The following is a 25,461-nucleotide window of genomic DNA, read 5'->3' as shown; positions in this document are numbered from 1 at the left end:
CACGCTTATTTTGTGGCGCCCGCGGCCGGGAGGTCGACACGGGATAGTCCGGCGGCGCCGGTCACGATAACCTCGCTGCCACGCGTTGTCAGGCTGAAGACAGCGCCAGGTACGGGCGCGCCGAGGCGGGTGAAGGTTGTGCCCCGGTCGCTACTGACCAGCAGCTCGCCCGCCTGCGTCGCAAGCAGTAGCCGGCCGTCTGCCAGTTGTCCGCCGGCCAGTATGCTCGCGCCGGTCGGTAGTGTGATTTTTTGCCACGTCTCGCCGTTGTCGTCGGTGCGGACCGCGTTACCCAGCAGGCCGTAGGCGATCAGCGTCGAGCCGCTTGAAACAAGGCCAAAGAAGCTGCTCTTCGACGGTGTCTTGAGCGCGACAAAACGCTGCGCGCCTTCGTCGAGCCTGAGCAGGAGACCCTGTTCGCCGGCAATATAAAGCGTGGACCCGATGCGGCGGATGGTGTGCAGGTTCAGCGCGTTCGGATTGTCAACGCGGTCGAACCATGGCTCCCAGCTCTTTCCGCCGTCCTGGGTATGAAAAATGATGTTAAACGAGCCAATCACCCAGCCCGAGCGGTCGTTGTCGAACCATACGTCAAGGAATGGGCGGCCGCCCATGTCGGCGAGAAAGCGTGCGGCTTCATCTTGTGCCGCCTTCAGGTCCGGCGAAGCGCCGGTCTGCTGCGAATAGAAGCTCTGCATCAGTTTTGCCGCCTGCATGCCGTCGAGCTGCTTGTGCCACGTGGCGCCGCCGTCCGCACTTTGCAGTACCTGTCCGTCGTGTCCCACCGCCCAGCCGTGCTGCGGCGTCGCGAACATGATTGAGACCAGATCCGAACTCACCGGGCTTGGCACCTGACGCCAATGTGCGGCGTCGTCGTCGGACAGGAGAATGACGCCGCGCGGCCCGACAGCGACGAGCCGCTTGCCTGCCTGGGCGATAGACATCATAGGTTCGTGGGCGGCATTGGGGGCCATCGCGGCAGGAGTGTCGATCGGGTCGTGAAAAGCGGCGCTCGCCTCGCCGGTCGCGAGACACGCAGCGGCCACCAGCGCCAGCGTGAGAGCCGGGATGCCCGAAACAGGAACGCGGGGTGTTCTGAGGCTCATTTCATCTCCTTGCGCCGTCGCGGCGCGCGCGGCGCCGCGACGGTCTGTCTCGTTCTTATTCTTATCCTGGTGCGGCATTGCGCGGCGACGGCAAGCCATGCGTCGCGCAATGCCTGCCGTCGTGCTCTAGCGGATACCTGTCGACTGCATCCGGTCCGGCGTGAAGTAATCCCTGGGGAAGCTGACATTGAAGAAGATCCCCGGCGACTCGGCCGGATGGCTGCCGAAGATGTATACGCCACTACCGAAGTCGTAGAACCAGTTGCCAAGCGAGTAGGGCACCTTGTAGTCGTACGCCGGCACCGTGGTTTCAAAGCCGCCTCGGTACAGCTTTCCTGACTGGTCGTAGGCATCCATCGCTCCGCCGCCGCCGTCTTCATCCATGTACATCATCTTCTTGCTGTACACGTGACGGACATTAGGCTTGAGTGTCAACTCGACGACCCATACGCGGTGCAATTCCCAACGCGTCGTGTCCGGGTTGACGAACTTCGGGGTGAGGATCTTGCTTGCAGGCGTTTCGTATTGCTGCTTGTAGTCGTTGTACGGAATGTACATTTCCTTCTTGCCGACCAGTTTCATGTTCCAGCGGTCCAGCCGGCCGTAGAACAACTGGATGTCGTCCATCGTGATTGCGCCTGAGTAACCCGGGTTAGGCGTGTCGTAGGCGAGGTCGGGTGCGACCCGCACGCGGCGCTGGCCTGGGCTGTACATCCACGATTGCTGATCGTGGTCGGCGGAATCCATGAAATACCAGAAGAGTGTCGTTTCGCCGATCAGACGCGCAGGCGCGCCGTAGTCGTTGTAGACCTGGTACCAGATTGTTTCGCCACCTTTCTTCTTGAATTCGTCCTCGTTCTTGGTGTCGTAATAGGGGTACAGGAGAGAACTCTTGAACTGCGCAGCGAGCGTCGGGTTGCCTGCGGTGTCGACCAGAAACGTCTTCACGGTGTTGCGTTGCGCGGTACCGACATAGCGCAGTTCCCAGTCCCAGATCGCTTCCTGGCCGGTCTTGGGTACCGGGAACGGCTTGCCGGCAAAGGCGCCGCTCAGGTACAGGCCGTTTTTGTCCAGCTTCGCGGTAGAGGCATTTTTCTCCGAATTTGCCAGATACCAGTCCGGGTACGATGCGCTGCGATGCGTCGGGTACACATCCATCCGGTAAGTCGGATAGCGCTTGAAAAGCTCCTGCGCGCTGGCGCTCAGTTTGTCAGCGTATTGCTGATAGTTCTGCGCGGTGATCTGCAGTATCGGTTTTTCATCGGGGTACGGGTCGGCCCATTTGCCGCTGTCGGGCTTGAAGCCCGCTGGCGCGGTGGTGAGGCCACCGGCATAGGCGGGAATGGAGCCGTCCTTGTTACCCGCGATTTCAGCGCCGAACGGCGTGAGGCCCGACTCGTTGGCGAGTGCGGGAGAACCCATAAGGGGCGCGGCGCACAGCGGTACAACGACCGCGAGCGCCTTGACGAGTTTTGATATGCGTTTCACAGCTGTCTCCATCTGTCTTAGAACGTGGTCTGGTAGGTGATGCCGAGCCAGGATTTGTCGCTATAAGGGCCGCCGACCGCGGAAGCCGAGCCGCTACTCGAGAATCCTTTCTTGTTCGTGTAGTACGTGTAGGTGATATCTATCTCATGCTTGTTGTGGATATTAAAGTCCAGGCCGATCAGGAAGGTATTGAAGCCTTGCGATTCGCCAGCGTTGTTGATTACCGGTGAGTAGCCCTTGAGGTTCAGGTTGATGAAGAGGGGCATGGTCAGATCGACACCCGGAAATACCTGATACCACTGCGGACTCGCGCCGATACCCAGGCCCATCCAGAAGCGAGACGCGCAGTTGTTGAACGGATTGTTACCGCTAGCCGAGCATTGTCCTGACGTATCGTAGCCGGACAATGCGAGATTGCCCGCATTGCTTTGCACGGACATCAGCCGGTTGAACGCGAATTCGCCCTGGATGAACATGTTGTCCCAGAACGGCGTCTTGCCGACAGACTCCGTCAGGTTGAACAACCCGTGCAGCGTGCGACCCGTCGGGGCGTTGTTGATCGTGGTCGTACTGGTGGGGCTTAGCGGCATATTCCAGCGATAGGAAATTTCAGCTGCGTATGCGGCGTTGCCGAGCGGGCCGTTGATTCCGGCGCCGACCAGATTGACGTTATTGCCATATTGCGCCTGGATGCCGGGCAGCGTAACGAAACCCAGGTTTACGCCGCGGCCGGGGGCGACCAGAGCGGCCCACGGGAATTTCATCGCAAAGTGACGGAAGGCCAGTTCCGCTGTGCTGCCGATCGCATCGATTCGCCACTTGCCCTCGACGCCGACGTCACCCGACTGGCCCTTGATCGGAGCGACCCGGTTCAGCGGTACCGGCCCAAGTCCCGGAATCTCCGTATAAGCGGCAACCGGCGGCCCGTAGAGAATCGCGTCTGCGCCACCAAAATACGTACCGCCTTCCGGAATGCGGTCGTAGTCCCATTCGAAGGTGTACTGCGCCGCGAGGGTGATGGTGTCGGTCAGTTTGGTCGACACGACCGCCTGGGTGGTCGGCAGCACCACCTCTTTCAGCGAGGCGCTCGGGCTGATGGTGGCCTTGTACAGGTCGATCGGCTGCTGGGCGAACGCGATCGAGTTTGTGCCGCCGAGGGTCGCGAAGGCGGACTGGCCCCAGGTGATGGCGGTGCGACCCAGCTTGACGTCGACCGGGTGATCGCCAAGATTGAATGAGCCAAACACGAACGCATCGCGCAGTTCGCCGCTGGGGCCCCCGTAGTATTTCTCGATATAGCTCGTGTAGGTGTTGCCCGGGTAGTTCGGAAGGTTGTTGGGCGACGGCAAAGAGGTGTTGTTGCTGACGTGATTGGTGTAGCTGGGGTCGTACCACGCGGCGGCGCTCACGCGGAACCCCCAGTTGTCCTTGTACTTGAGGTCGAACTCGCTGAAGAGGTTCAGGCGCGCCTGAATCGTGCCGAATTTCGATGTCGACAGATCGCCTTCGTCGTAGGTCGGACTGTTGGTGTAGAAGCCGTCGCGGCCTTGCAGACGCATGCCGTAATCGCCGCGCACCGTGTTGTCCCAGTGCATCTCGATGTCCGGATTCGGCGTGGTGATCTCGAAAGCCAGCCCGCTTGTGCTGTAGAGCCCGCAGGCTGCGGCCATGCAGGTGGTCCATACGGCGACACTGATTGGCGTGGGCCGCGGTCGGTGGTGTTTCATTTTGTCTCCTCTATGTTGAACCTTTTGGCCGACTGCTCAGATGTCCGATTAAGCCTGCGAAACTTCGTCCGCTTTTTTCAACGTTCGATGGAGTGAGGTCCACCGTTGACCACTGCGTTCTGCTGACCGGGCTCTCTCCAGATTGCAGGTCGCTTTCTTCGTCGCCCGAGATGGAAAAAGGTGAATAGTGTTCGTAAATATAAACGCCGATGCCGGGGTTGTCAACGTTGTTTCGGGTAGCCGGCTGGCAACCGTCCGACCCGCGCCCGGTCAGATCAGCAGATAACCTCCGTCGACGGTCACGAATGCGCCGGTCATGTAATCGGCTAGACCTGTGCTCAGGAAGTAGACGACCTTGGCGATGTCGTCAGGTTCAGCGTAGCGGCCGAGGGTCGAGCGGATCGGCAGATTGGCGATTGCTTCGGGCGCGATGCCGAGGACGGCCATGATTCCTGGCGATGCTTCGCGCGCGCCCGGCGTTGCGACGCCACCGGGGGCGACCGCGTTCACCGTGATCCCGTGTTTGCCGAGTTCCTTGGCGAGCGACCTGGTCATCATCGCGACGCCGCCCTTGGCTGAATCGTAGGGAACCAGTCCGCCAACCGGCAGCACGGCATCGACCGAAGCGATATTGATGATCTTGCCGCCTCGCCCTGCGGCGATCATCTGACGCGCCGCTGCCTGCGCCTGGAAAAACACGCCCTTTAGATCGATATCGAGCACGGTATCCCAGAGCTTTTCGTCGATCTCCATGACCGGCGAGGGGGCGACCAGTGCAGCGTTGTTGACGAGGATATCGATGCTGCCGAAGGTTTCGACCGCAGCGTTGATCGCCGTCTGGGTGTCGGCGACGCGGGCGACGTCGGCTCTGATCGCAATGGCCTGGGCGCCGGTGTCCCTGATCGACTGGGCGGTTTGTTCTGCCCGCTCACCATTGATATCGCAGATCACGACGGCTGAGCCAGCTTCCGCGAGTCGTATTGCAATGGCTTCGCCGATGCCCTGCGCCGCGCCGGTAACGAGTGCGGTCTTGCCGCGGAGATCCAGCAGCGAAGCCAACGACCTGGTGTTCATGTAAGTACTCTCTTGAGGGATTGATGACACGGCTTCGCTGCGTGACTTCGCAAGCCGCTTGCGCACGACAGAAGGGCTAGACCACTGACATCGGGAAGCAGAGGATCTCCGAGACACCGCCGTCGACCATCAGCATTTGTCCGTTCATATAGGAACTGGCTTCTGAGGCGAGGAATACGGCTGCGCCGCCAAGTTCTTCTGGACGTCCCCAGCGTCCGACGGAAATGTGCGACCGGACGATCTCTTTCATCTGCGGATTCGATGTGACAGGCTCGGCCATGTCGGTCATGAAGTAACCGGGGCAAATGCAATTACAGCGGATTCCGTGGCGTCCCAGTTCGGCGCCGAGCGCCTTCGTGAGGCCCGCCACTGCGTGTTTGCTCGCCACGTAAGCCTGCAACTTTTCGCGCCCGAGTACCGAAACGTACGAGCCGACATTGATGATGCGGCCGTGTCCGTGCTCGATCATCGACGGGGATACTTGCTGCGCAAGCAGGTAGGCCGCGGTGACATTGGTGTCCATCGTTCGGTGCCACATCTGCGGGGTCGATTGCAGGAAATCGCTCCACTCGCAGATACCGGCATTGTTCAGCAGAATGTCGATCCTTCCATGGCGCGCGAGGACATTCCGTACGGCCGTCTCAAGGCCGGGCTGATCGGTGAGATCGAATGGCTCGAAGTCGATTCGTTCGCTGCCGGCGCCAGTGGCGCTGCGAGTGGACGCGGCGGCCGCTTCGAGGCTGGCGCGCGAGCGCGCGGCAAGCACGACAGTCGCGCCGGCGAACGCGAGTGCGCTCGCCATCGCCAGTCCCAGACCGCGTGAGGCACCCGTGACGAGCGCGACTTGACCATCGAGTGAGAACATTTTCATTGGCGAGTTTGCACCAGGAACCGTCGGCTATCCGATGACGAACTGCATAGCCAGTAGATCGACGGCAGATTGGAACATTCGAACGATGTTCTACATTATGAATAATTTAAGGCGGCCGTGAAATGGGGTATACGCGGGGGCACCGGGATCGGAAACAGCGCGGATCGCCACAGGCAGGGGCCAGCCGTCCGCCCCCAATCGCTAGCCGTGCCGGATCACGATCTTGCCGAAATGGCGCTGGCTTTCCAGGTGACGCAGTGCGTCCGGCACGTCCGCAAAGGGAAATGTCGAATCGATCACGGGCTTCAGCCGGTGGAAATCGATTGCGCGGTTCATGGCTTCGAAATCCTGCCTGGAACCCACGTGAATCGGCGCGATAGACAGACCGCGCATGAAAAAACCGTCGCCGGGCGAGGGTGCACCGGTGAGCATGCCTACCACGCTGATCCGGCCGCCTTTGCGGGCGGCGGCGACCGACTGGGCGAAGGTTGCCGCGCCACCGACCTCGACGATTAGGTCTGCGCCCTGGCCGCCGGTGAACTCCAGTACGGCGTCCGCCCATTGCGGCGTGTCGCGGTAGTTGATGGTCGCATCGGCGCCCAATGCCGCGAGCCGGGCGAGCTTCGCGTCGCTCGAGGACGTGGCGATGACTCGCGCGCCGAAGAACCTGGCAAGTTGCAGGGCGAAGATCGACACCCCGCCCGTTCCTTGCACTACCACGCTCTGGCCGGGCAGGAGCGGCGCGTGCAGGCACAACGCATTCCAGGCGGTGAGGGCCGCACACGGCAGCGTGGCTGCTTCTTCGTCCGACAAGTGGTCCGGTATCGTGACCAGTTCTTCTTCGCTCAGCAGCGCCCTATCGCGCAGCATGCCTTCGACGATCGCGCCGCGTCCCAGTGTGTCGGCGTGCTGCGGTATCGTACCGCCCGTCCAGTTGTCATAGAAAGTCGCCACGACCCGGTCTCCAGGCTTCACGCGCCGCACTCGGGAACCGACGGCGACTACGGTGCCCGCTCCGTCGGAGGCCGGAATGAAGTCAGGCCGCAGCGAGTCGCCGAGCGCCCCGTTCATGAATAGCAGCTCGCGAAAATTCAATGAACTGGCATTCACTTTCATTAGCACCTGATGTGGCCCCGGTGACGGCAGATCCGGTTCCTCACGCAACTCCAGCCCTGCAATACCCTCCATCCGTGCGCAGCGATACAGCTTCATTTGTCGCCTCCGTAATTGTCTACTGGGTACCTGAATCGTCCTCCAAGGGACCTGCGTTGTCGTTGACAGCAGAGAAAGAACAGGTTCAGAATGTAGAACATTGTTCACAAAAGCGTCTGGAGAGTCAATTGAAAATACTGGTCGCGGTGAAGCGCGTGATCGACTACAACGTGAAGCCTCGGGTTAAAACCGATGGGTCCGGCGTCGATCTGGCCAACGTCAAAATGGCTATGAATCCGTTCGACGAAATCGCGGTGGAAGAGGCCGTGCGGCTGAAGGAAGCGGGGGTCGCCAACGAGGTCCTCGTGATTTCCGCTGGCACCGCCCAGTCGCAGGAGGTCTTGCGCACAGCGCTTGCCATGGGCGCCGATCGCGCGATCCTGGTCGAGACAGCAGTCGAACTACAGCCTCTCGCGGTCGCAAAGCTCATGGCCGCCATCGTCGAGCGTGAAGCACCACAACTGGTGCTGCTGGGCAAGCAGGCTATTGACAATGACGCCGGCCAGACCGGTCAGAAACTCGCCGGACTGCTCGGTTGGCCGCAGGCCACCTTCGCCTTCAGGACAGAAGTCGCGGACGGCGTGCTGACCGTGACGCGCGAAATCGACGGTGGGCTCGAACGCGTTGCGCTAGATCTTCCCGCGGTGATCACCACCGATCTGCGCCTGAACAGTCCGCGCTATGTGACGCTGCCCAACATCATGAAAGCGAAGAAGAAGCCGCTCGATACCCTGACGCCTGAAATCCTGGGTGTGGATGTGACGCCGCGCCTTACTGTGCTGGAAGTGACCGAGCCGCCATCGCGCAAGAGCGGAATGATGGTGCCCGACGTCGAGTCGTTGCTCGAAAAACTGCGCAATGAAGCCAAGGTGATCTGACCATGTCCATTCTTGTTATTGCTGAACACGACAATGCAATGCTCCACCGTGCGACGCTCAGCGCGGTCACTGCCGCGATGCAGATCGGCGGCGACGTTCATCTGCTGGTCGCCGGCTACGAAGCGTCTGGTGCGGTGGCCGACGCTACGAAAGTAAGCGGGGTGAGCAAGGTCCTGCACGTGGACGCCGCTGCGTATGCGCACGCGTTGCCAGAGAACCTCGCTGCGCTGGTGGTGTCGCTGGCGCAGCCGTACAGCCACGTGATAGCTGCTTCGACAGCCGTCGGCAAGAACTTCATGCCCCGTGTGGCCGCGTTGCTCGACTGCGCGCAGATTTCCGAAGTCGTGGCCATCAAGGCGGTGGATACTTTTGTGCGGCCGATCTACGCCGGGAATGCGCTCGCCACTGTCAGGTCGGTCGATCCTGTCAAAGTCCTGACCATCCGCACGACAACCTTCGACGCCGCGCTGTTGGAAGGCAGTGCGCCGGTCGAGTCCGTGCAGGTCGCGCCAGCCTTTGAACGCGCGCGTTTCGTCGACCGGGAACTGACGAAATCGAGCCGTCCAGAACTGGCGGCCGCCAGCATCGTCGTATCCGGCGGCCGCGGCATGCAGAACGGCGAGAACTTCAGGCTGCTCGATGCACTCGCCGACAAACTCGGCGCAGCGGTCGGCGCATCGCGCGCAGCAGTGGATGCGGGATTCGTGCCGAACGACTACCAGGTCGGGCAGACCGGCAAGATCGTCGCGCCGCAGCTTTACATCGCCGTAGGCATCTCCGGCGCAATCCAGCATCTGGCAGGCATGAAGGATTCGAAGGTCATCGTTGCGATCAACAAGGATAGCGAGGCGCCAATTTTTCAGGTCGCCGATTATGGTCTCGCAGCCGATCTTTTTGAAGCCGTTCCAGCACTCACAGAGGCGCTGGGCTGACGTTCACCCGGATTGACAACGTTCTTTACGTCAGCCTAGTATTTTGAACGATGTTCATATATACCGACCGATGCGCCACGAAGCCTTCGCGGGCCGGCGAACCGGATAACAAGAATCCAGAATCAGCAAGCAAGCCGGCGATACCACGAAGGAGATATCAATGCGCGACACGAGTTCCAGTTCGGGTGAGCATGCCGTCCGCCTCGATTTCGTTCCAAAGGATAGTTACCTTTCAAAGCAGTTCCTCGACCGGGAAACCCGGAACCTGTGGCCGCGCGTGTGGCAGGTGGCATGCCGGCTGGAGGAGCTGACTGGCGTCGGCGACTATGTGACATTCGACGTGATCGGTGAGTCGATCATCGTTGTGCGCACTGCGGCCGACCAGATCAAGGCCTATTACAACGTCTGCCAGCATCGTGGCAGGCGTCTGACGAACGGCTGCGGCAAGGCAGCGAAGTTTCACTGCAACTACCACGGCTGGCAATGGAACCTTGACGGCAGCATCGCGCGCGTGCTCGATCGCAGCGATTGGGAAGGCTGCCCCGACATGGCCGACGGCGATCTGCGCCTGCAGGAAGTGCAGGTCGATACGTGGGGTGGATTCGTGTTCATCAACATGGATCCCAACGCGGAGCCACTTGCAAAGTTCCTTGAACCCGTACCCGAAATCACGAACTGCTTCGAGTTTGAAAAGATGCGTTACCGCTGGTACAAGTCGATTCGGTTGCCGTGCAACTGGAAGGTCGCGCTTGAGGCATTCAACGAGGGCTATCACGTTTCTGCCACACACCCGCAACTGCTCGACGTGGCCGGCGACGATGTCACCCGCAGTTTTGCCTACGGACGCCACGGGATGTTCGGCTACGCGACAGCACAGCGTTTCATCGGCGCCCCTTCATCGCGTACCGGCAAGCCGATGCCTGAAGACGTGCGCCAGGGGCTGGTCAATTTCTTCAAGGTGATGGAAGACACGCTGAAGGCCATCAATTCAGCGCGCGACTACGAAGCTTCCAAACGTCTGCTGACCGAAATGGCGCCCAGCGGCAACCAGTTCGAAGTGCTGGCGAAGGCCATGGAATTCCAGCGTGAAGCAGCCGTCGCCGAAGGCGCGGGCTGGCCCGAAATCTCTTTCGAGCAGATGGGGCGCGCGGGCGCTGACTGGCACGTGTTCCCGAACCTGATCTTCCTGCCATACCCTGATGGCGCGCTGTTCTATCGCGCGCGGCCGGATGGCGACAACCCCGATTCCTGTATTTACGATATCTGGTCGCTGGTGCGTTATGCGCCCGGTGCCGAGCCGCCGCTCAAGCGTGAGTTCTACTACGGTGTCGACGACTGGAAACAGAACGCACTGGAGAATTTCGGTCTCATCCTGTGGCAGGATTTCCAGAACATGTCGAACGTGCAGCAGGGCATGAAATCGCGGGGTTTCAAAGGCTCGCGCACGAACCCGTTGCAGGAGACGTCTGTGTCCAATTTCCACCGCGCGCTGCGGGAATTCATTGCGCAGGGGGATTGAGCATGGCCAGTTGGGATGCAAGCTACGACTTCGTGGTGGTGGGCAGTGGCGGCGGTTCGATGTGCGCCGCGCTTGCGTGCAAGAAGGCAGGTAAAGAAGCCGTCATCATTGAGAAGCAGCCAAAAGTAGGAGGCTCGACGGGTTACTCCGGCGGTGTCTGGTGGCTGCCGAACAATCACGTGATGAAGCGCCACGGCGTGCACGACTCATACGAACGCGCGCGGGAATATTTCGATGCGGCAGTCACGTATCAGGGTCCCGGAACATCTCCGGCTCGTCGGGAGGCGTATTTGCGCACGGGTCCGAAGATGGCCGAGTTTCTCGAACAGCAGGGCATGCAGTTTGTCTATGGTGATGGCTGGTCCGACTACTACGACACGTTGCCGGGTGGCGAACCTCGCGGCCGCTCGTTGCTGGCCAAACTGTTCGACATCAAGGAACTGGGCGAGTGGGCTCCGAAACTCTCGCGGTACAAGGGGCCGTCGATTCCTGCGAACTCGAACGAGTTCCCTGAGTTGTTCCTGTTAAAGCGTACATGGGGCGGCAAACGCAAGGCGATGCAGCTCGTGGGCCGGATGCTGTATCAGAAGGTGACGGGCAAGGAGCTGGTTTCAAACGGTGCGGCGATCCAGGGGCGCATGCTGCAAATGGCGCTGCGTGCCGATATTCCTATCTGGACCGATACACCGGTGCGCGATCTCATCGTCGAGGACGGCCGCGTCAGGGGTGTGATCGCAGTGCGCGGTGGGCGCGAAATGCGCGTGTGTGCTCGCGAGGGCGTGCTGTTGAACACGGGCGGCTTTTCGCGCAATGCTGAAATGCGCCGCAAGTACCAGCCGCAGCCGTCCTCCAGTAACTGGACGAACGCCAACCCTGGCGACACCGGCGAGATTCTCGAGGCGGCCGTAGCGATCGGCGGCGCAGTGGATTGCATGGAAGAAGCCTGGTGGGTCGTCACTTCGCTCGGTCCCGATGAGACGCTGCCCGAGGGCGCACGTGCGCCGGACGGCACGCCGCTGCCCTTCATGCACCACCTCGACCTGTCGTTGCCGTTCTCGATCATGGTAGACCAGGACGGTCAGCGCTTTTGCGATGAAGCCGGCGCCTACATGGAGATCGGTCAGCGGATGTATCAGCGCCAGAAGGAGACTGGTAAGGCCGTGCCGAGCTGGGTGGTCATGGACAGCCGTCAGCGTAAGTATTACCCCTGGGGCACCGCGATGCAGGGGCAGATCCCGCAGCAATGGCTGGACAGCGGTTACATGATCAAGGCTGGATCGATCGACGAGCTGGCTGCGAAATGCGGTATTGATGCCGCCGGCCTGCAGGCAACTGTGACGCGCTTCAACGGTTTCTGCAGGACGGGCGTGGACAGCGACTATGGGCGAGGCTCTCGGGCTTTCGACCGCTGCCACGGCGACCCGACGATCAAGCCGAACCCGAACCTCGGCCCGATCGAGCAGGCGCCGTTTTACGCCGTCCGCATGTATCCCGGCGACGTCGGCACGGCTGGTGGACTCGTCACGGACGAATACGCCCGCGTGCTCAAGGACGACGGTTCGGTGATTCCGGGGCTTTACGCGACAGGCAACTGCACGGCGTCCGTGGTAGGCCGCTGTTATCCCGGCGCGGGCAGCAGTATCGGCGCGTCATTCGTATTCGGCTACATCGCCGCGCTGCATGCCAGCGGCGCACAAACGATCTGGTGATCGAAGGAGACCTTCGCATGAAAGTCCATCAGCCGCCCAGCAGTGAAGTACTGGTCGATATCTATCGGCGCATGACGCTGATCAAGCAGAACGACGAGCGTTTCCGCTCAGTCATCAAATCCGGCAAGCTGGTCATGCCGTACTACTCGCCGCGCGGCCAGGAGGCGATTCCGTCGGCAGTGTCCGTCTGTCTGACCGACGACGATTACATCTGCACGATCTATCGCGGCGTGCACGACATGATCGCCAAAGGTGTGCCGCTCAAGGATCTCTGGGCCGAACTGGGAGGACGCGTCACCGGCACCTGCAAGGGCAAGGGCGGCCCGATGCACGTCACCCACCCGGCTTCCGGCGTGATGGTTACAACCGGGATTGTCGGCAGCTCGATGCCCATCGCGAATGGTCTTGCGCTGGCCGCGCAGATTCGTGGGGAATCGCGCGTGGCGGTCGCCTATTTCGGCGATGGCGCGGCCAACATCGGCGCGTTCCATGAGTCGCTGAACATGGCGTCGGTCTGGAAGCTGCCGGTTGTTTTCGTCTGTCAGAACAACGGCTATGCCGAACATACGAAATACGCTTACGGTACGTCCGTGCCGAACATTGCCCAGCGTGCCGTGGCGTATCAGATGCCCGGCATCACCGTCGACGGCAACGACCCGATCGCGATGCACCGAGTGGCGCGCGAGGCTATCGAGAGGGCTCGCGAAGGTGGCGGCCCGACGTTGATCGAAGCCAACACGTTCCGTTTTCACGGCCATGTGTTCGGCGACCCGGATGCGTATATGGACCAGCACGAAAAGGCGGCGTGGGTGGCAAAGGATCCGGTGCCGCTCTTCCGCGCATGGCTGATCGCAGCAAAGCATGCTACCGAAGCGCAACTGGCTGAGATGGAAGCCGCCCACGACGCGGAAATTGACGCGGCCGTCGAGTTTGCACTGGCGAGCGACTATCCGGACGTCGCCGAACTGCGGCGCGACATCTTTAAAGACGAGGTGCTTGCATGAACCAGATGCAGACTGACATCAATACGATTCAGGCCGTCAATCTTGCGCTTGACGATGCGATGGCCGCCGATGTCAATGTCATCGTACTCGGCGAGGACGTGGCCGACGGGCAGGAAGGCGGCATTGTTGGTGTGACCAAAGGTCTGTCGACGAAATATGGCACTTCGCGCGTCCGGTCGACGCCCATTTCGGAGCAGGCCATCATCGGTGCGGCGATAGGCGCGTCGATTGTCGGCATGCGCCCGGTGGCCGAGATCATGCTGATGAACTTTACGACGGTTGCAATGGACATGATCGTCAACCACGCCGCGAAGTTGCGCTTCATGTCGGGTGGCCAGACGCATGTGCCGCTCGTGATTCGCACGATGACCGGTGCAGGGTTCGGCACCGGCGGCCAGCACGCCGACTATCTGGAAGCGTGGTTCGCGCATGTCGCGGGCATCAAGGTGGTTGCGCCGTCCACGCCCGCCGATGCCTACGGCCTGATGCTTTCCTGCATCGAAGATGATGATCCGTGCCTCTTCATCGAGAACATGCCGAGCTACTGGAACCCGGGCAAGGCTCCCGAGCGCGGCGTGCGGATTCCGCTCGGCAAGGCCAACGTGGTGCGCAGCGGCACAGACGTGACGGCCATCAGCTATAGCCGCCGCGTGCACGACGTGATGGCGGTGGCGGAAAAGCTTGGCACAGCCGGCATCTCATGCGAGGTGGTCGATTTGCGCACGATTTCGCCGCTCGACACGGAAACGATCCTGACATCCGTGGCTAAAACGGGCCGCGCCGTTGTCGTGCACGAGGCGGTGAAGCCATTTGGTGTGGGCGCGGAAATCGCGTCGCGTATCTATGAATCGCTGTTTCGTGAACTCAAGGCGCCCGTGCAGCGAGTCGGCTCACAGTTTTGCCCGGTGCCGTTCTCGAAGCCGCTTGAAGACGCCTTCGTGCCCGGGGCCGCACAGATCGAGGCAGCAATTCGCGCGACGCTGGATGACGCAGGGTCGCGAGCCTCCTCCCAGTTTTCCTAAACTTAAAGAGAACATTTATGTCCACACAGGTCTTGCTTCCGAAGCTGGGCTTCTCAATGAACGAAGGCACGCTGACCGAATGGCTGCTGGCGGATGGCGAGACAGTCACAGAGGGCCAGGCGCTCTATGCGCTGGAGAGTGACAAGTCGGTGCAGGAAGTCGAGTCGCCGGCGTCGGGAACGCTGCGGATCGTCGCTCAGGTAGGCGAGGTGTATCCGGTTGGCACGGTGCTGGCGGAGATCATCTGAGCCATTGCCCGTCATTCAGGTTGGTTGAAGCAGTCTAGCGAGGCGTCCGTCATGAGTGTCGAATCCATCTCATCCCCAGTACCCACAACTGCGCCTGCCGCTGTACCAGGTTCAGCGCCAGCCGGGATCGGCGCGAATCTGCCGCCGTGGCCGCAGATCGACTTCGCCGAGTTTGGAGAAGTCGAGGTTACGCCGGTTTCCCGCATACAGAAGTTGACGGGGGCATTCCTGTCGCGAAACTGGCTGGCGATTCCGCATGTAACGCATCAGGACGACGCCGATATTACGACCCTTGAGGCTTTCCGCAAGGCGTATAACGAAGCGGGACCTTCGGTGAAGCTGACGCCGCTGGTGTTTCTCATCAAGGCAGTGGTGCGTGCGTTGCAGGCATTTCCGCAATTCAACGCATCGCTTGACGGCGACGGCAAGAACCTCGTGCTGAAGAAGTACTTTCACATTGGGGTGGCGGTAGACACGCGCTTTGGCCTGCTAGTGCCCGTACTACGCGATTGCGACAAAAAGAGCGTCGTGCAGCTGGCGGTGGAACTCGCGGCGGTGTCGCAGAAGGCGCGTGAGAAAGGCCTTTCGATGGCGGAAATGTCGGGCGGCTGCTTCTCGATCAGTTCGCTGGGAGGATTCGGGGGCACGGGTTTCACGCCGATCATCAACGCCCCTGAAGTCGCCATTCTCGGGGCGACGAAAACCCGGCTGACGCCGCAGCCCTCGGCTGACGGTGGAGTGGATTGGCGCAAGATGCTGCCGCTGTCGCTGAGCTACGACCACCGCGTGATCAACGGAGCGGACGCAGCTCGCTTTACGGCCTGCATTGCCACGATGCTCGCAGATCCGCAGGCACTCGCAGCCTGACGCCCAGGCAGCAGACACACAACGACAGGATCGAGATGAAAACGCTTGGGGAGATGATAGAGCGCAACGCCCGCTTCTATACGGACCGGGAAGCGCTGGTTTTTGGCAACCGGCGTGTGACTCACGGCGAGATGGCGGTGCGCGCCCGCCGCTTTTCGGATGCGCTGTATCGGCAGGGTTTGCGCCGCCAGGACCGGGTTGCGGTGCTGGCGATGAATTGCGCCGAATACTACGAGACCTACCGCGCCTGCGAATGGGCCGGCTTTCTGCTCGCCACGGTCAACTTCCGGCTCGCGCCCGCCGAAATCTCGTACATCCTGAAGGACGTCGCGCCGAAGGCGCTCGTCTTCGAGGCACAGTATGCCGCCCTGGTGGACAGTCTGCGCCCGCAGATGCCGGACATCGAACGGTACATCTGCATCGGTGACGCGCCGTCGTGGGCGATGTCATTCGAATCCGTCATGGAGACCGGATCAGCTGACGGGCCGCCCATCCGCTCGCAGCCCGACGACTTCGCGTACCTGATCTACACCAGCGGCACGACCGGGCGCCCGAAGGGCGTGGTGCGCACGCATCGCGCGATGTGCGCGACCGCCGATAGCTGCGCGCTTGTCACCGAATTCACCGGGCACTCTCGGGTGTTGCAGACCACGCCGGCGTTTCATGTGGGTGGCATCGGTTATGTGAACGCGGTTGCATGGGTGGGCGGCACGACCGTACTGCACCGCGGCTTCGAACCGAAGGCGATGCTCGACACCATCCAGGCCGAGCGCATCACGTTCACGTTCCTTGTCTCCGCGATGCTGCAGGCGTTGCTCGATGTGCCCGAATTGCGATCGTACGATCTGTCGAGTATCGAGAACATTACGACGGCGGCCGCACCTGTGCCTGTGCCGCTGCTCCAGCGCGGCATCGAGGTGCTTGGCCCGGTATTCGCGGTCCAGTACGGCATGACCGAAAGCAATGCCTGCTGGCTGCCCGCACATGAAGTGCGGCCGCATGGCACCCCTGAAGAGATCCGGCGTCTGGCTTCGGTTGGCCATCCGTGCCCGGGCATTGAATTGCGCATCGTCGACGATAACGGCATCGACCTTCCGCAGGGCCAGACGGGCGAAGTGTGGCTGCGCTCCGCGACCCAGCTGACGGGCTACTGGAACAACAGCGTGGCGACGGTCGAAGCGTTGCGCGACGGCTGGTATCGCAGCGGCGACATGGGCTATCAGGACAGCCACGGCTATGTGTTCCTGGTGGACCGCAAGAAGGACATGATCATCTCGGGCGGCGAAAACATCTATAGCCGCGAAGTCGAAGAGGCGTTGCTTCAGCATCCTGCCGTGATCGATGCGGCAGCAATCGGGGTGCCGCACGAGAAATGGGGCGAATGCGTGAAGGCGATTGTCGTGCTGCGCGCCGGCGAAATGGCGCAGGAGACCGACCTGATTGCGTTTTGCCGCGAGTTGATCGCCAGCTACAAATGTCCAAAGTCCATCGAGTTCGTCGACGAACTCCCACGTCTGCCCACCGGAAAGATCAGCAAGGTCGTGTTGCGTCAGCGGTTCGGCAGCTGAGAACGCGTGGCGGCCACGCCGCCTTCTTCGAATGAGAGTGAATCATGGGCAAATGGCTCGAAAGTACGGAATGCGTTCAATTCGACGTGGCCGAGCGTGTTGCGCGAATCACGCTGAATCGCCCGGACAAGCGGAATGCGATTAACGGTGTCCTGTTGCGGGAACTGAAAGAGGCGCTGCTCGAGGCGGACGATCTGAAATCAGTTAACGTGATCGTATTGTGCGGAGCCGGCAAGGACTTCTGCGCCGGTTATGACCTCGTCACGACGTATTCGGACCGGGCGGCGGAGCAGATCGATCCGGGTGACTATCGCGGCACGGTACGCAGCTTCGATGACGACTGCTGGTCGATGGAGCGGCAGGCCGAAACCGTCAACCTGATGGCCGAGATCCACAAGCCGATTATCGCGCAGGTGCATGGCAACTGCCTCGCGGGCGGCACTGATCTGGCGCTGGCCTGCGACATGGTGCTTGCGGCGGACAACGCGCGGATCGGCTTTCCGGCGACGCGTGCCAACGGCTCGCCGCCGGCGCACATGTGGTTCTATCACGTCGGTCCGCAGTGGGCGAAACGCCTGTTGCTCTCAGGCGATTCGTTGACGGGCCGCGATGCCGCGAAAATCGGTCTCGTGATGGACGCTGTTCCGGCCAGCGAACTCGACGCCGAAGTAGCGGAACTGGCACGCCGGCTGTCCTTTGTCGACGCCGATCTGCTGTCGGCCAACAAACGGATCGTGAATCTCGGTCTTGAACTGGCGGGCGCACGTACGCTGCAGCGCCTCGCGGTCGAGAACGATGCTCGCGCGCATCAGAGCCAGGGGCCGCGCCGCGCGCAGTTCAAGGCGGATATGGAAGCCAATGGTCTGAAGGAAGCGCTCAAGCGTCGTGATGAGCCTTTCGGGGACGGCATGATCAAGCTGCATGCGCGCGGTGAATGAGGCGGCCGCTCGTCATGCGGCCCCATCCGAACCATCCGACTGACTCACTGAAAAACCGCAATCATGGATGTCGAACTTTCATTGAAGGGCACGGTCGCCACGCTGGGCCTGAACCGTCCCGAGAAGCTCAATGCATTGACGCCTGACATGCTGGCCATGCTGATCGAACATCTCGATCGCATCGAGCGCGATCCGGAAATCCGCGCAGTCATCCTGACGGGCGCAGGACGAGCCTTTTGCGCGGGCGCTGATATCAAGGGCAGCGGCGCAGCACCGCCGCGGATGAGCGTGTCGCATGCGCGCCAGTCGATGGCCGTCTATCAGCAGATTGCGCTGAAGCTCTACAACCTCAACAAACCCGTGGTCGCGGCGGTACGAGGCGTGGCGGTGGGTATTGCATGGAGCTATGCGCTCTGCGCCGATATGCTGCTGGTGTCGGACACAGCCCAGTTCATTCCGGCGTTCCTGATGCGTGCGACGTTGCCGGAGGGCGGAATGGTGCATCTTCTTGCGCGTCACTGCGGCGAGTTCCGCGCGAAGGAGATCATGTATCTCAATCGCAAGCTGACCGGGCAGGAGGCGTTTGAGTGCGGCCTCGCAAGTCGCGTCGTCGAGGATGCCAGGCTCATGGAAGCCGCTGAGGAGTTGGGCGCCGAACTGGCTGCGATGCCGACCTTCTCGATCGGACTGACCAAGCAACTGTTCCGTTTGAACGCGGGCAGCATGGAAGAGTTTCTTGTCCAGGAACTGAATTCCGTTGCGCTAGCAGTGAATTCCGAAGATGCCGCCGAAGGACGACTCGCTGCGCGGGAAAAGCGGGCGCCTTCGTTCAGGGGACGTTAGGCCAATTACAGAACCCGACGCAAGCGGCTGTGGACCGGAGACACAGCGAGCCATGGCAGGACCTTGCGAGCGGGGAAATAGCGGGAGGAGTCAGGCATGCATTTCGCGTACAGCCCGGAAGACGAAGCGTTTCGTCAGGAAGTCAGAAAGTTCTTCAAGGAGCAGTTGCCCCCAGCGATCTCGCATCGCTGGACGATTGGTGCGCACCCACCGTTGAAGGAAGACATCCGCGCGTGGCAGCGCATTTTGCATCAGCGCGGTTGGGGCGCGCCGCATTGGCCAGTGGAGCATGGCGGAACGGGATGGACTGCGTTTCGCAAGCATATTTTCATGGAAGAGCTGTACAACGCGGACGCGATGGATTACGGCTGGCAAGCCGTGCATATGGTTGCACCCGTGATCATCGCGTTCGGTTCGGATTGGCAGAAAAAGCGCTTTCTGCCAGCGATTCTCTCCGGAGAGGAATTCTGGTGTCAGGGCTTTTCCGAGCCGAATGCGGGTTCGGACCTCGCGGGTCTCAGGACGACGGCGGTACTCGACGGCGACGAATACGTGATCAACGGTCAGAAGATCTGGACCAGCGACGCCACGATTGCCGAGTGGGGATTTTTCCTCGTCAAGACGGACACGACGGTCAAGCCCCAGCGTGGCATCTCGTTTCTGCTCGTCAAGATGGACACGCCGGGAATCACGGTGCGCCCGATCGTTTCAATCGAAGGCGGAACGGGGCTGAACGAAGTCTTTCTCGAGAATGTCCGCGTGCCGCGCACGCACCTCGTCGGTGAAGCTGGCATGGGCTGGACATACGCCAAATATCTGCTCGAAAAGGAGCGGACGACGAGTGCCTTCCTGTATTTCAACAAGCGCGAATTGCAGCGCGCAAAAAGCATTGCCGAGCAGGAGAGGGTGGATGGCGTTCGTCTGATCGATACTCCGGACTTTGCCCGCAAGCTGGCTTCGGTTGAAGTGGATCTGCTGGCGCTTGAGTGGTCGGTATTGCGAATCCTCGCCGAAGAAAAGAACACACGCGATCTCGATGCGGTTGTGTCGGCGCTCAAGATCAGTGGCTCGGAGATGCAGCAGCGTGTCACGGAACTGCAGATCGACGCTCTCGGTCCGCGCAGCATGCGCTTTCAGGAGCACGGAGACTGGCCCTTTGACGAGCCGTCCGCACATGACGCATGGCCCGTCTACGTGGCAGGCCGCACGACGGGGTATCTCATCGCGCGTGCTTCGACCATCTACGGCGGCACGCGGGAAGTGCAGAAGAACATTATCGCCCGGCTCGCCTTTGGACTTTGACCATGGACTTCAATCTTTCCGAAGAGCAATTGATGTTGAAGGACGGCGTGGAGCGATTCATCCAGCAGCAATACGGATTTGAAACGCGCCGGGCGATTGCCGCGAGCGACGAGGGCATTAGCCGTGCTCGCTGGCAGGATTACGCGGACCTCGGGTGGCTCGGCCTGACGCTGCCCGAAGATGTCGGCGGGCTAGCCTGCTCGTTTGTCGAGACGGCCATCGTGATGGAAGCGTTCGGGCGCGGCATGGTGCTCGAGCCATTCGTTCAAACGGCGCTGCTGTGCTCGACCATCATCGATCACAGTGACTCGGAGGCTAAACGGCAGGCTCTCCTGCCTGCCGTGATCGAAGGCCGGTTACTGCTGTCGTTGGCTGACAGTGAAGCGGGTACGCGGTTCAGGCTCGGTTGTGCCGAGCATACCGTTGCGCACAAGACGCCGGACGGCTATCTGCTGAGCGGCGCCAAGACGCTGGTAAGCGCGGGCGGTTCGGCGGACCAGTTGCTCGTGACCGCGCGACTCGACGATTCAGTGAAAGAGCCAGGGATTTTCGTCGTGGACCGCCGCGCCGCGGGCGTGACCTGCCACACGTATCGTCTGCTCGATGGTTCTCGCGCCGCCGACATCGAATTTCGCAACGTCGAACTGGATGAATCCGCGCTGCTCATCGTTCCGGATCGCGCACGCGAGGTGCTTGAAGGAGCGACTGGACTCGCCACGCTCGCCAGCGTGGCCGAGATCCTCGGCGTGATGGAAGCGGTGATGGAAATCACCGCCGGATACATCAAGGCCCGGGTGCAGTTCGGTCAGCCGATTGGCAAATTTCAGGCGCTGCAACACCGCATGGCCGAAATGTTTGTGGCCGTGCAGGAGACCCGCTCGATGCTCTATTGCGGGATCGCCCATCTGGATCGGCCGGCAAACGAACGCAGCCGCGTGATTTCGGCGGCCAAGGCAGTCGCCGGGCGCGCGAGCCGATTCGTGTGTGCGCAAGGCATCCAGTTGCACGGCGGCATGGGGATGACCGAGGAGTATCAGGTCGGCCACTACTTCCGCAAGATGACGATGATGGAAAAGATGTTCGGTGACATCGACTTTCACCTCGCGCGTTTTGCGGCGACGCATTGAATCGGGCCAGATGTTCATTCACGAGGATTTTCACTTATGTCGCGACTCAAAGGCAGGATCGCCATCGTCACGGGCGCAGCGTCAGGTATCGGTGCGGCGTGTGCCGCGATGCTCGCTGTTGAAGGCGCGCAGGTGGTCGTGGCGGACCGGGATTTCGACGGGGCCCACGCGCAGGTCCGGCGCATCGAGCAGCAGGGTGGGCAAGCCATGGCCGCGCGGGTCGATATCGGCGATGAGGCATCGATAGCGGCATTGTTTGCGCTCACCCGCGAAACCTGGGGAGGCCTCGACGTGCTGCACAACAATGCGGCGGCAACGTCGCTGTCGAGCACCGTCGATGCCGCCGTGGAAACGGTCGATGTCTCTGTCTGGGACGACACGATGCGTATCAACCTGCGCGGCACCATGCTGGCCTCGCGCTATGCCATCCCGCTGATGCGCGCACGCGGTGGCGGTTCGATCATCAACACGTCATCGGGCGCGGCTCAGGCGGGCGCGCTCGGGTATAGCGCTTACGGCGTCTGCAAGGCAGGTATCGAAGCGTTGACGCGCTATGTGGCCACGCAGCACGGCAAGGAGGGCATTCGCTGCAATGCGATTGCGCCCGGACTGATCGTTACGCCGGCTACAGTCGGCCATTACGCGGGACCTGCGGGTGAGATGATGCTCAGCCATCATCTCACTCCGCGGCTCGGTCAGCCCGAAGACATCGCCCATGCTGTGGTGTATCTGGCGTCCGACGAGGCGGCTTTTGTGACGGGGCAAATCATCAACGTGGACGGTGGGCTGCTGTCGCATCAACCGTACTATGCAGATGAAATCCGCGCCCGCGCGCAGGTAGCGTGACGAAGGGCGTGAGGAGGACGACATGACCATCACGCCCGACCTGCTCGCCCGGATCGACCGTATCGAAGCGCAACTGGCGATCCAGCAGTTGCCCATTCGCTATGCACTCGCCGTCGATTCGCGTGACCTCGACAGCCTTGTTGCACTCTTCATCGACGACGTGAATTGCGGCCGGTGGGGCACCGGCCGTGCAGCGCTGAAAACGTTCTACGGGTCGGAGCATATTCTTCGCAGCTTCTACCGCAGCATTCACCAGATCTGCGGGCACGCCATCGACCTGGTCGACCCCGACCATGCGACGGGCCGGGTGTATTGCCGCGCGGAGCACGAGGACAACGGCAAATGGGTGGTGATGGCAATCTGCTATTTCGATCACTACGTGCGCCGCGATGGCGCCTGGTATTTTGAGCGCCGGGACGAGCGCCACTGGTATTCGACCGACTGGCTGGAACGGCCGGGAACACCGCGTTTTCAGAACTGGCCCGGCAAGTACGATAGGGACAAATATCAGCCGCGCCTTCCGCAGTCTTTCCCGGCGTGGGCGTCGTTCTGGGAAGCTTGCGATCCGGCCACGATCGACACGCTGACGCGTTGGCCCTGACGCTACCGCTACCGCCGGCGCTGCCTCCGGGCGGAGCGGCTGGCAGCGGAGCCGGGCGCGCCGCTGCGCTCTCTCAGGCCGTGCTCGGCAGCCGAACCACCAGACCGTCAAGTTCCGGTGTGACGTTGATCTGGCAAGTGAGCCGGCTATGCTCCCGTACGTCCATGGCGCACGTCAGCATGTCGATCTCATACGGCTCGGCGGGTGGCATTTGGCTAACCCACGCTTCGTCGACATAGGCGTGACAGGTTGCGCAACTGCAACTTCCGCCACAATCTCCAAGGATGCCAGGTACCTGATGGCTGATGGCGGTCTGCATGACGGATTCGCCGACGTTGGCTGACGCGACGGTCTCGTGCCCGTCGGCCTGGATGAAACGGATAATAGGCATGATGTTGTTGAGTGTAGAAAGGTCGATCAGGCTGCAGGAAGCAGGCTTTTGAGCGGGATCGAATCGTCGGCGAGTTCGATCGCTCGCACGGGAATCCTTTCGCCAACGAAACGCTTGGCCAACATGAATTCCTGTGGACGGCTGACGGTATCGGCGGCGAGCACCACGCCTTCCTTCAGATAAAACGCCGAGAACGAGCGGCTTTCCGGTGCGCCGCGCAGCACGAGTTCGTCATAGCCCTGCGACAGGCCCACCATCTTCAGCTTCAGATCGTATTGATCGGACCAGAACCATGGCACGCTGTTGTACACGCGTTCCCTGCCGCACAGCGTGGCCGCAGCCGTGCGCGCCTGTTCCATCGCGTTCGGCACCGACTCGAGCCGCAAGCGCCGGCCAAGCAGTCCGTTGGGGTGATTGGTGCAGTCGCCGATAGCAAAGATGTCGGGATCTGACGTGCGGGTACGCTCGTCCACCACGATGCCGTTGTCCACGGCGAGGCCCGCCGCTTCCGCAAGATCCGTGGCGGGCTGCAGTCCGACACCGACGATGACGAGATCCGCCGGGATACGCGAACCATCTGTGCAGACGACTGCCGCGACCGCATCGCCCGACGTGTCGAGTTCGAAGCCGCTAACCGCCGTGCTGGTGCGGATGTCGACGCCAGCCTCACGGTGCACGCGTTCGTAGAAGGCTGAAAGCTCCGGGGCCGTGACCCTCGCGAGCACGCGCGGCAATGCTTCCAGAACAGTGACGTGCAGGCCACGCTTGACAGCGATCGCGGCCACTTCGAGGCCGATATAGCCGCCACCGATGATGACGAGGCGCGCGCCGGCATGGAACTGCGTGCGGATGCGCGCGACGTGGTCGAGCGTGCGCAGATAGTGAAAGTTCGGCTGCCGCTCGATCGCTTCGATACCCGGCAAAGCGAGCCTCCGTGCGCGCCCGCCGGTGGCGATCACGAGCTTCGTATAGGCGATTTCGCGGCCGTCCGACAGGGCAACCGTGTGCGCTGCGCGATCGATGCGCTCAGCTCGGGTATTCGGAATGAATTCGATCCGGGCCTTGTCGTAAGTGGCTTGTGGCTTAAGGTAAAGTTGTTCAGCGGTCAGTTCGCCCGAAAGAAAAGCCTTTGATAGCGGCGGCCGCTGATAGGGCAGATGCGCCTCCTCTCCGACCAGCACGATGCGGCCCGTCCAGCCCTGATCGCGAATGCTCGTTGCGCACTCGCCGGCTGCATGGCCGGCACCGACGATCAGTGCGATGTCTTTTGGGTCTACGGTGGTCATAGAGGCGAACTCCTGTCTCGCGTTGTCATCGCGCGCCCTGCGATGCCAAAACAATCATTTTATTTTTTTGAATAGCGTTCTTAAGTGTGAACGCTTTGTCGGTCGACTGTCAATGCTCGGGATTCCCGGGTGGTGAGCCCGGTCGTGCAAGCGCATCGATGCCACCAACGGCGAAGCGGATGAGATACGTGCGCATTCGTTCGACCTCCCTCGGTGAAAGCGGCGGTGCGCTGGCGTTTGCACCTGCCTTCGCGGCGCGCGCGTACAGCTCATTCAGCACCAGATGAAATACCGATTCGACGAAGCTCTGCACCAGCCTGACCGTGTCGGTATCCGCGTTGGGTAGCGCGAGCGCAAACGCCTCGCGATAACGCGCTGCGGCCGGTGAATATTGATCGTAAAAGGGCGCAGTGAGGTCGGGCCGCTCGAGCAGACAACTGTTCTGGGTCAGCAGGCGCAGGTAGTTGTGCCAGCCGCGGTCGCCGCTCTTCAGGTGCTCGAATGCAGGCGTGGACAGTGCAGTCACGATGGCCTCGATGCCGGGCGGCATGTTGCCGGTGCTTTCCAGCAACGCATCGAGCGAAGCAATGACCTGCTTGCTGATCTCTCCTGCGCGCCGTCCGATCGCTTCGCGGAACAACGCGTCCTTGTTCCCGAAGTGATAACGCGCGAGGCTGAATTCCAGTCCGCAGGCTTGCATGATGTCGCGGATCGATGTGCCGAAGTATCCGTGCAATGCGAAAAGTTCCTCGGCGGTGTCAAGGATGCGCTCGGGCGTTGTGCGTCGGGCGACCGCAACTGGCGCGGCCACCGTGGCGGGTCTGCCCGCGGCGGTGGTGCGCGTGGAGCTGTTGCTGTTAGACGGCATGGCGTACTTCCCTGTTACTGATACCAGAGGGGCG

The 25,461-nt window shown here is 61.4% G+C and carries 24 protein-coding genes; 15 read left to right on the top strand and 9 right to left on the bottom strand.

What is annotated here, in order from left to right; translation table 11 throughout:
• Nucleotides 1-5 precede the first annotated feature (5 nt).
• The 6 genes from B0G77_RS40875 to B0G77_RS40850 all read right to left on the bottom strand — a co-directional run bounded on the left by B0G77_RS40875 (nucleotide 6) and on the right by B0G77_RS40850 (nucleotide 7,478).
• The gene (locus tag B0G77_RS40875; protein ID WP_133667518.1) at nucleotides 6-1,106 is read right to left on the bottom strand and encodes a YCF48-related protein; all 1,101 of its coding nucleotides are present in this window, start codon (nucleotides 1,104-1,106) and stop codon (nucleotides 6-8) included.
• Between the two features lie 126 nt (nucleotides 1,107-1,232).
• On the bottom strand, nucleotides 1,233-2,594 hold the full coding sequence (locus tag B0G77_RS40870; RefSeq protein WP_133667517.1) for a DUF1329 domain-containing protein: 1,362 nt from the start codon (nucleotides 2,592-2,594) through the stop codon (nucleotides 1,233-1,235).
• A 17-nt stretch (nucleotides 2,595-2,611) separates the two neighbouring features.
• Nucleotides 2,612-4,321, bottom strand: a complete 1,710-nt coding sequence (locus B0G77_RS40865) for a DUF1302 family protein (protein ID WP_133667516.1) — start codon at nucleotides 4,319-4,321, stop codon at nucleotides 2,612-2,614.
• Nucleotides 4,322-4,591: 270 nt separating this feature from the next.
• Nucleotides 4,592-5,395, bottom strand: coding sequence for an SDR family oxidoreductase (locus B0G77_RS40860; RefSeq protein WP_133667515.1), 804 nt, complete (start codon nucleotides 5,393-5,395; stop codon nucleotides 4,592-4,594).
• 76 nt (nucleotides 5,396-5,471) lie between these two features.
• Nucleotides 5,472-6,266 carry a glucose 1-dehydrogenase gene (locus tag B0G77_RS40855; protein ID WP_133667514.1) on the bottom strand — a complete coding sequence of 265 codons (795 nt, stop codon included), beginning with the start codon at nucleotides 6,264-6,266 and terminating at the stop codon, nucleotides 5,472-5,474.
• A 201-nt stretch (nucleotides 6,267-6,467) separates the two neighbouring features.
• Nucleotides 6,468-7,478 (bottom strand): NAD(P)-dependent alcohol dehydrogenase, encoded by a 1,011-nt coding sequence (locus tag B0G77_RS40850; protein ID WP_133667513.1) that lies wholly within the window; start codon nucleotides 7,476-7,478, stop codon nucleotides 6,468-6,470.
• 128 nt (nucleotides 7,479-7,606) lie between these two features.
• On the opposite strand from B0G77_RS40850, the gene B0G77_RS40845 reads away from it, so the two are divergent.
• The 15 genes from B0G77_RS40845 to B0G77_RS40775 all read left to right on the top strand — a co-directional run bounded on the left by B0G77_RS40845 (nucleotide 7,607) and on the right by B0G77_RS40775 (nucleotide 22,882).
• Nucleotides 7,607-8,356 (top strand): electron transfer flavoprotein subunit beta/FixA family protein, encoded by a 750-nt coding sequence (locus B0G77_RS40845; protein WP_133667646.1) that lies wholly within the window; start codon nucleotides 7,607-7,609, stop codon nucleotides 8,354-8,356.
• A gap of 2 nt (nucleotides 8,357-8,358) precedes the next feature.
• Nucleotides 8,359-9,288 (top strand): FAD-binding protein, encoded by a 930-nt coding sequence (locus tag B0G77_RS40840; protein ID WP_133667512.1) that lies wholly within the window; start codon nucleotides 8,359-8,361, stop codon nucleotides 9,286-9,288.
• Nucleotides 9,289-9,448: 160 nt separating this feature from the next.
• Complete coding sequence (locus B0G77_RS40835; RefSeq protein ID WP_133667511.1) at nucleotides 9,449-10,807, top strand: aromatic ring-hydroxylating dioxygenase subunit alpha; 1,359 nt, start codon at nucleotides 9,449-9,451, stop codon at nucleotides 10,805-10,807.
• Nucleotides 10,808-10,809: 2 nt separating this feature from the next.
• The gene (locus B0G77_RS40830; protein WP_133667510.1) at nucleotides 10,810-12,516 is read left to right on the top strand and encodes an FAD-binding protein; all 1,707 of its coding nucleotides are present in this window, start codon (nucleotides 10,810-10,812) and stop codon (nucleotides 12,514-12,516) included.
• 17 nt (nucleotides 12,517-12,533) lie between these two features.
• Complete coding sequence (locus B0G77_RS40825; RefSeq protein ID WP_133667509.1) at nucleotides 12,534-13,520, top strand: thiamine pyrophosphate-dependent dehydrogenase E1 component subunit alpha; 987 nt, start codon at nucleotides 12,534-12,536, stop codon at nucleotides 13,518-13,520.
• Nucleotides 13,517-14,542 carry an alpha-ketoacid dehydrogenase subunit beta gene (locus B0G77_RS40820; RefSeq protein WP_133667508.1) on the top strand — a complete coding sequence of 342 codons (1,026 nt, stop codon included), beginning with the start codon at nucleotides 13,517-13,519 and terminating at the stop codon, nucleotides 14,540-14,542. Before B0G77_RS40825 ends, B0G77_RS40820 begins: the two co-directional genes overlap by 4 nt.
• Before the next feature lie 17 nt (nucleotides 14,543-14,559).
• A complete protein-coding gene (locus B0G77_RS40815) occupies nucleotides 14,560-14,790 on the top strand; it encodes a lipoyl domain-containing protein (RefSeq protein ID WP_133667507.1) in 231 nt (76 codons plus the stop codon).
• Nucleotides 14,791-14,841: 51 nt separating this feature from the next.
• Nucleotides 14,842-15,657 (top strand): 2-oxo acid dehydrogenase subunit E2, encoded by an 816-nt coding sequence (locus tag B0G77_RS40810; protein ID WP_133667506.1) that lies wholly within the window; start codon nucleotides 14,842-14,844, stop codon nucleotides 15,655-15,657.
• Between the two features lie 35 nt (nucleotides 15,658-15,692).
• Complete coding sequence (locus tag B0G77_RS40805; protein WP_133667505.1) at nucleotides 15,693-17,225, top strand: long-chain fatty acid--CoA ligase; 1,533 nt, start codon at nucleotides 15,693-15,695, stop codon at nucleotides 17,223-17,225.
• A 44-nt stretch (nucleotides 17,226-17,269) separates the two neighbouring features.
• Nucleotides 17,270-18,163: a crotonase/enoyl-CoA hydratase family protein gene (locus B0G77_RS40800; RefSeq protein ID WP_133667504.1), complete on the top strand. Its 894-nt coding sequence runs from the start codon at nucleotides 17,270-17,272 to the stop codon at nucleotides 18,161-18,163.
• A gap of 63 nt (nucleotides 18,164-18,226) precedes the next feature.
• The gene (locus B0G77_RS40795) at nucleotides 18,227-19,006 is read left to right on the top strand and encodes an enoyl-CoA hydratase/isomerase family protein (RefSeq protein WP_133667503.1); all 780 of its coding nucleotides are present in this window, start codon (nucleotides 18,227-18,229) and stop codon (nucleotides 19,004-19,006) included.
• 96 nt (nucleotides 19,007-19,102) lie between these two features.
• Complete coding sequence (locus B0G77_RS40790) at nucleotides 19,103-20,308, top strand: acyl-CoA dehydrogenase family protein (protein WP_133667502.1); 1,206 nt, start codon at nucleotides 19,103-19,105, stop codon at nucleotides 20,306-20,308.
• Between the two features lie 2 nt (nucleotides 20,309-20,310).
• On the top strand, nucleotides 20,311-21,435 hold the full coding sequence (locus B0G77_RS40785) for an acyl-CoA dehydrogenase family protein (protein ID WP_133667501.1): 1,125 nt from the start codon (nucleotides 20,311-20,313) through the stop codon (nucleotides 21,433-21,435).
• Nucleotides 21,436-21,471: 36 nt separating this feature from the next.
• A complete protein-coding gene (locus tag B0G77_RS40780; protein ID WP_133667500.1) occupies nucleotides 21,472-22,281 on the top strand; it encodes an SDR family oxidoreductase in 810 nt (269 codons plus the stop codon).
• Between the two features lie 22 nt (nucleotides 22,282-22,303).
• The gene (locus tag B0G77_RS40775) at nucleotides 22,304-22,882 is read left to right on the top strand and encodes a nuclear transport factor 2 family protein (protein WP_133667499.1); all 579 of its coding nucleotides are present in this window, start codon (nucleotides 22,304-22,306) and stop codon (nucleotides 22,880-22,882) included.
• A 73-nt stretch (nucleotides 22,883-22,955) separates the two neighbouring features.
• On the opposite strand, the gene B0G77_RS40770 is transcribed toward B0G77_RS40775, so the two are convergent.
• The 3 genes from B0G77_RS40770 to B0G77_RS40760 all read right to left on the bottom strand — a co-directional run bounded on the left by B0G77_RS40770 (nucleotide 22,956) and on the right by B0G77_RS40760 (nucleotide 25,427).
• Nucleotides 22,956-23,273: a 2Fe-2S iron-sulfur cluster-binding protein gene (locus tag B0G77_RS40770; RefSeq protein ID WP_133667498.1), complete on the bottom strand. Its 318-nt coding sequence runs from the start codon at nucleotides 23,271-23,273 to the stop codon at nucleotides 22,956-22,958.
• Between the two features lie 26 nt (nucleotides 23,274-23,299).
• Complete coding sequence (locus B0G77_RS40765) at nucleotides 23,300-24,559, bottom strand: FAD-dependent oxidoreductase (protein WP_133667497.1); 1,260 nt, start codon at nucleotides 24,557-24,559, stop codon at nucleotides 23,300-23,302.
• 109 nt (nucleotides 24,560-24,668) lie between these two features.
• Nucleotides 24,669-25,427, bottom strand: a complete 759-nt coding sequence (locus B0G77_RS40760; protein WP_133667496.1) for a TetR/AcrR family transcriptional regulator — start codon at nucleotides 25,425-25,427, stop codon at nucleotides 24,669-24,671.
• Nucleotides 25,428-25,461 lie beyond the last annotated feature (34 nt).

Source organism: Paraburkholderia sp. BL10I2N1, from assembly GCF_004361815.1.
GTDB lineage: Bacteria > Pseudomonadota > Gammaproteobacteria > Burkholderiales > Burkholderiaceae > Paraburkholderia.
Note: the sequence above shows the minus strand (reverse complement) of the source record. Positions and strands in the feature narration are given on the sequence as shown.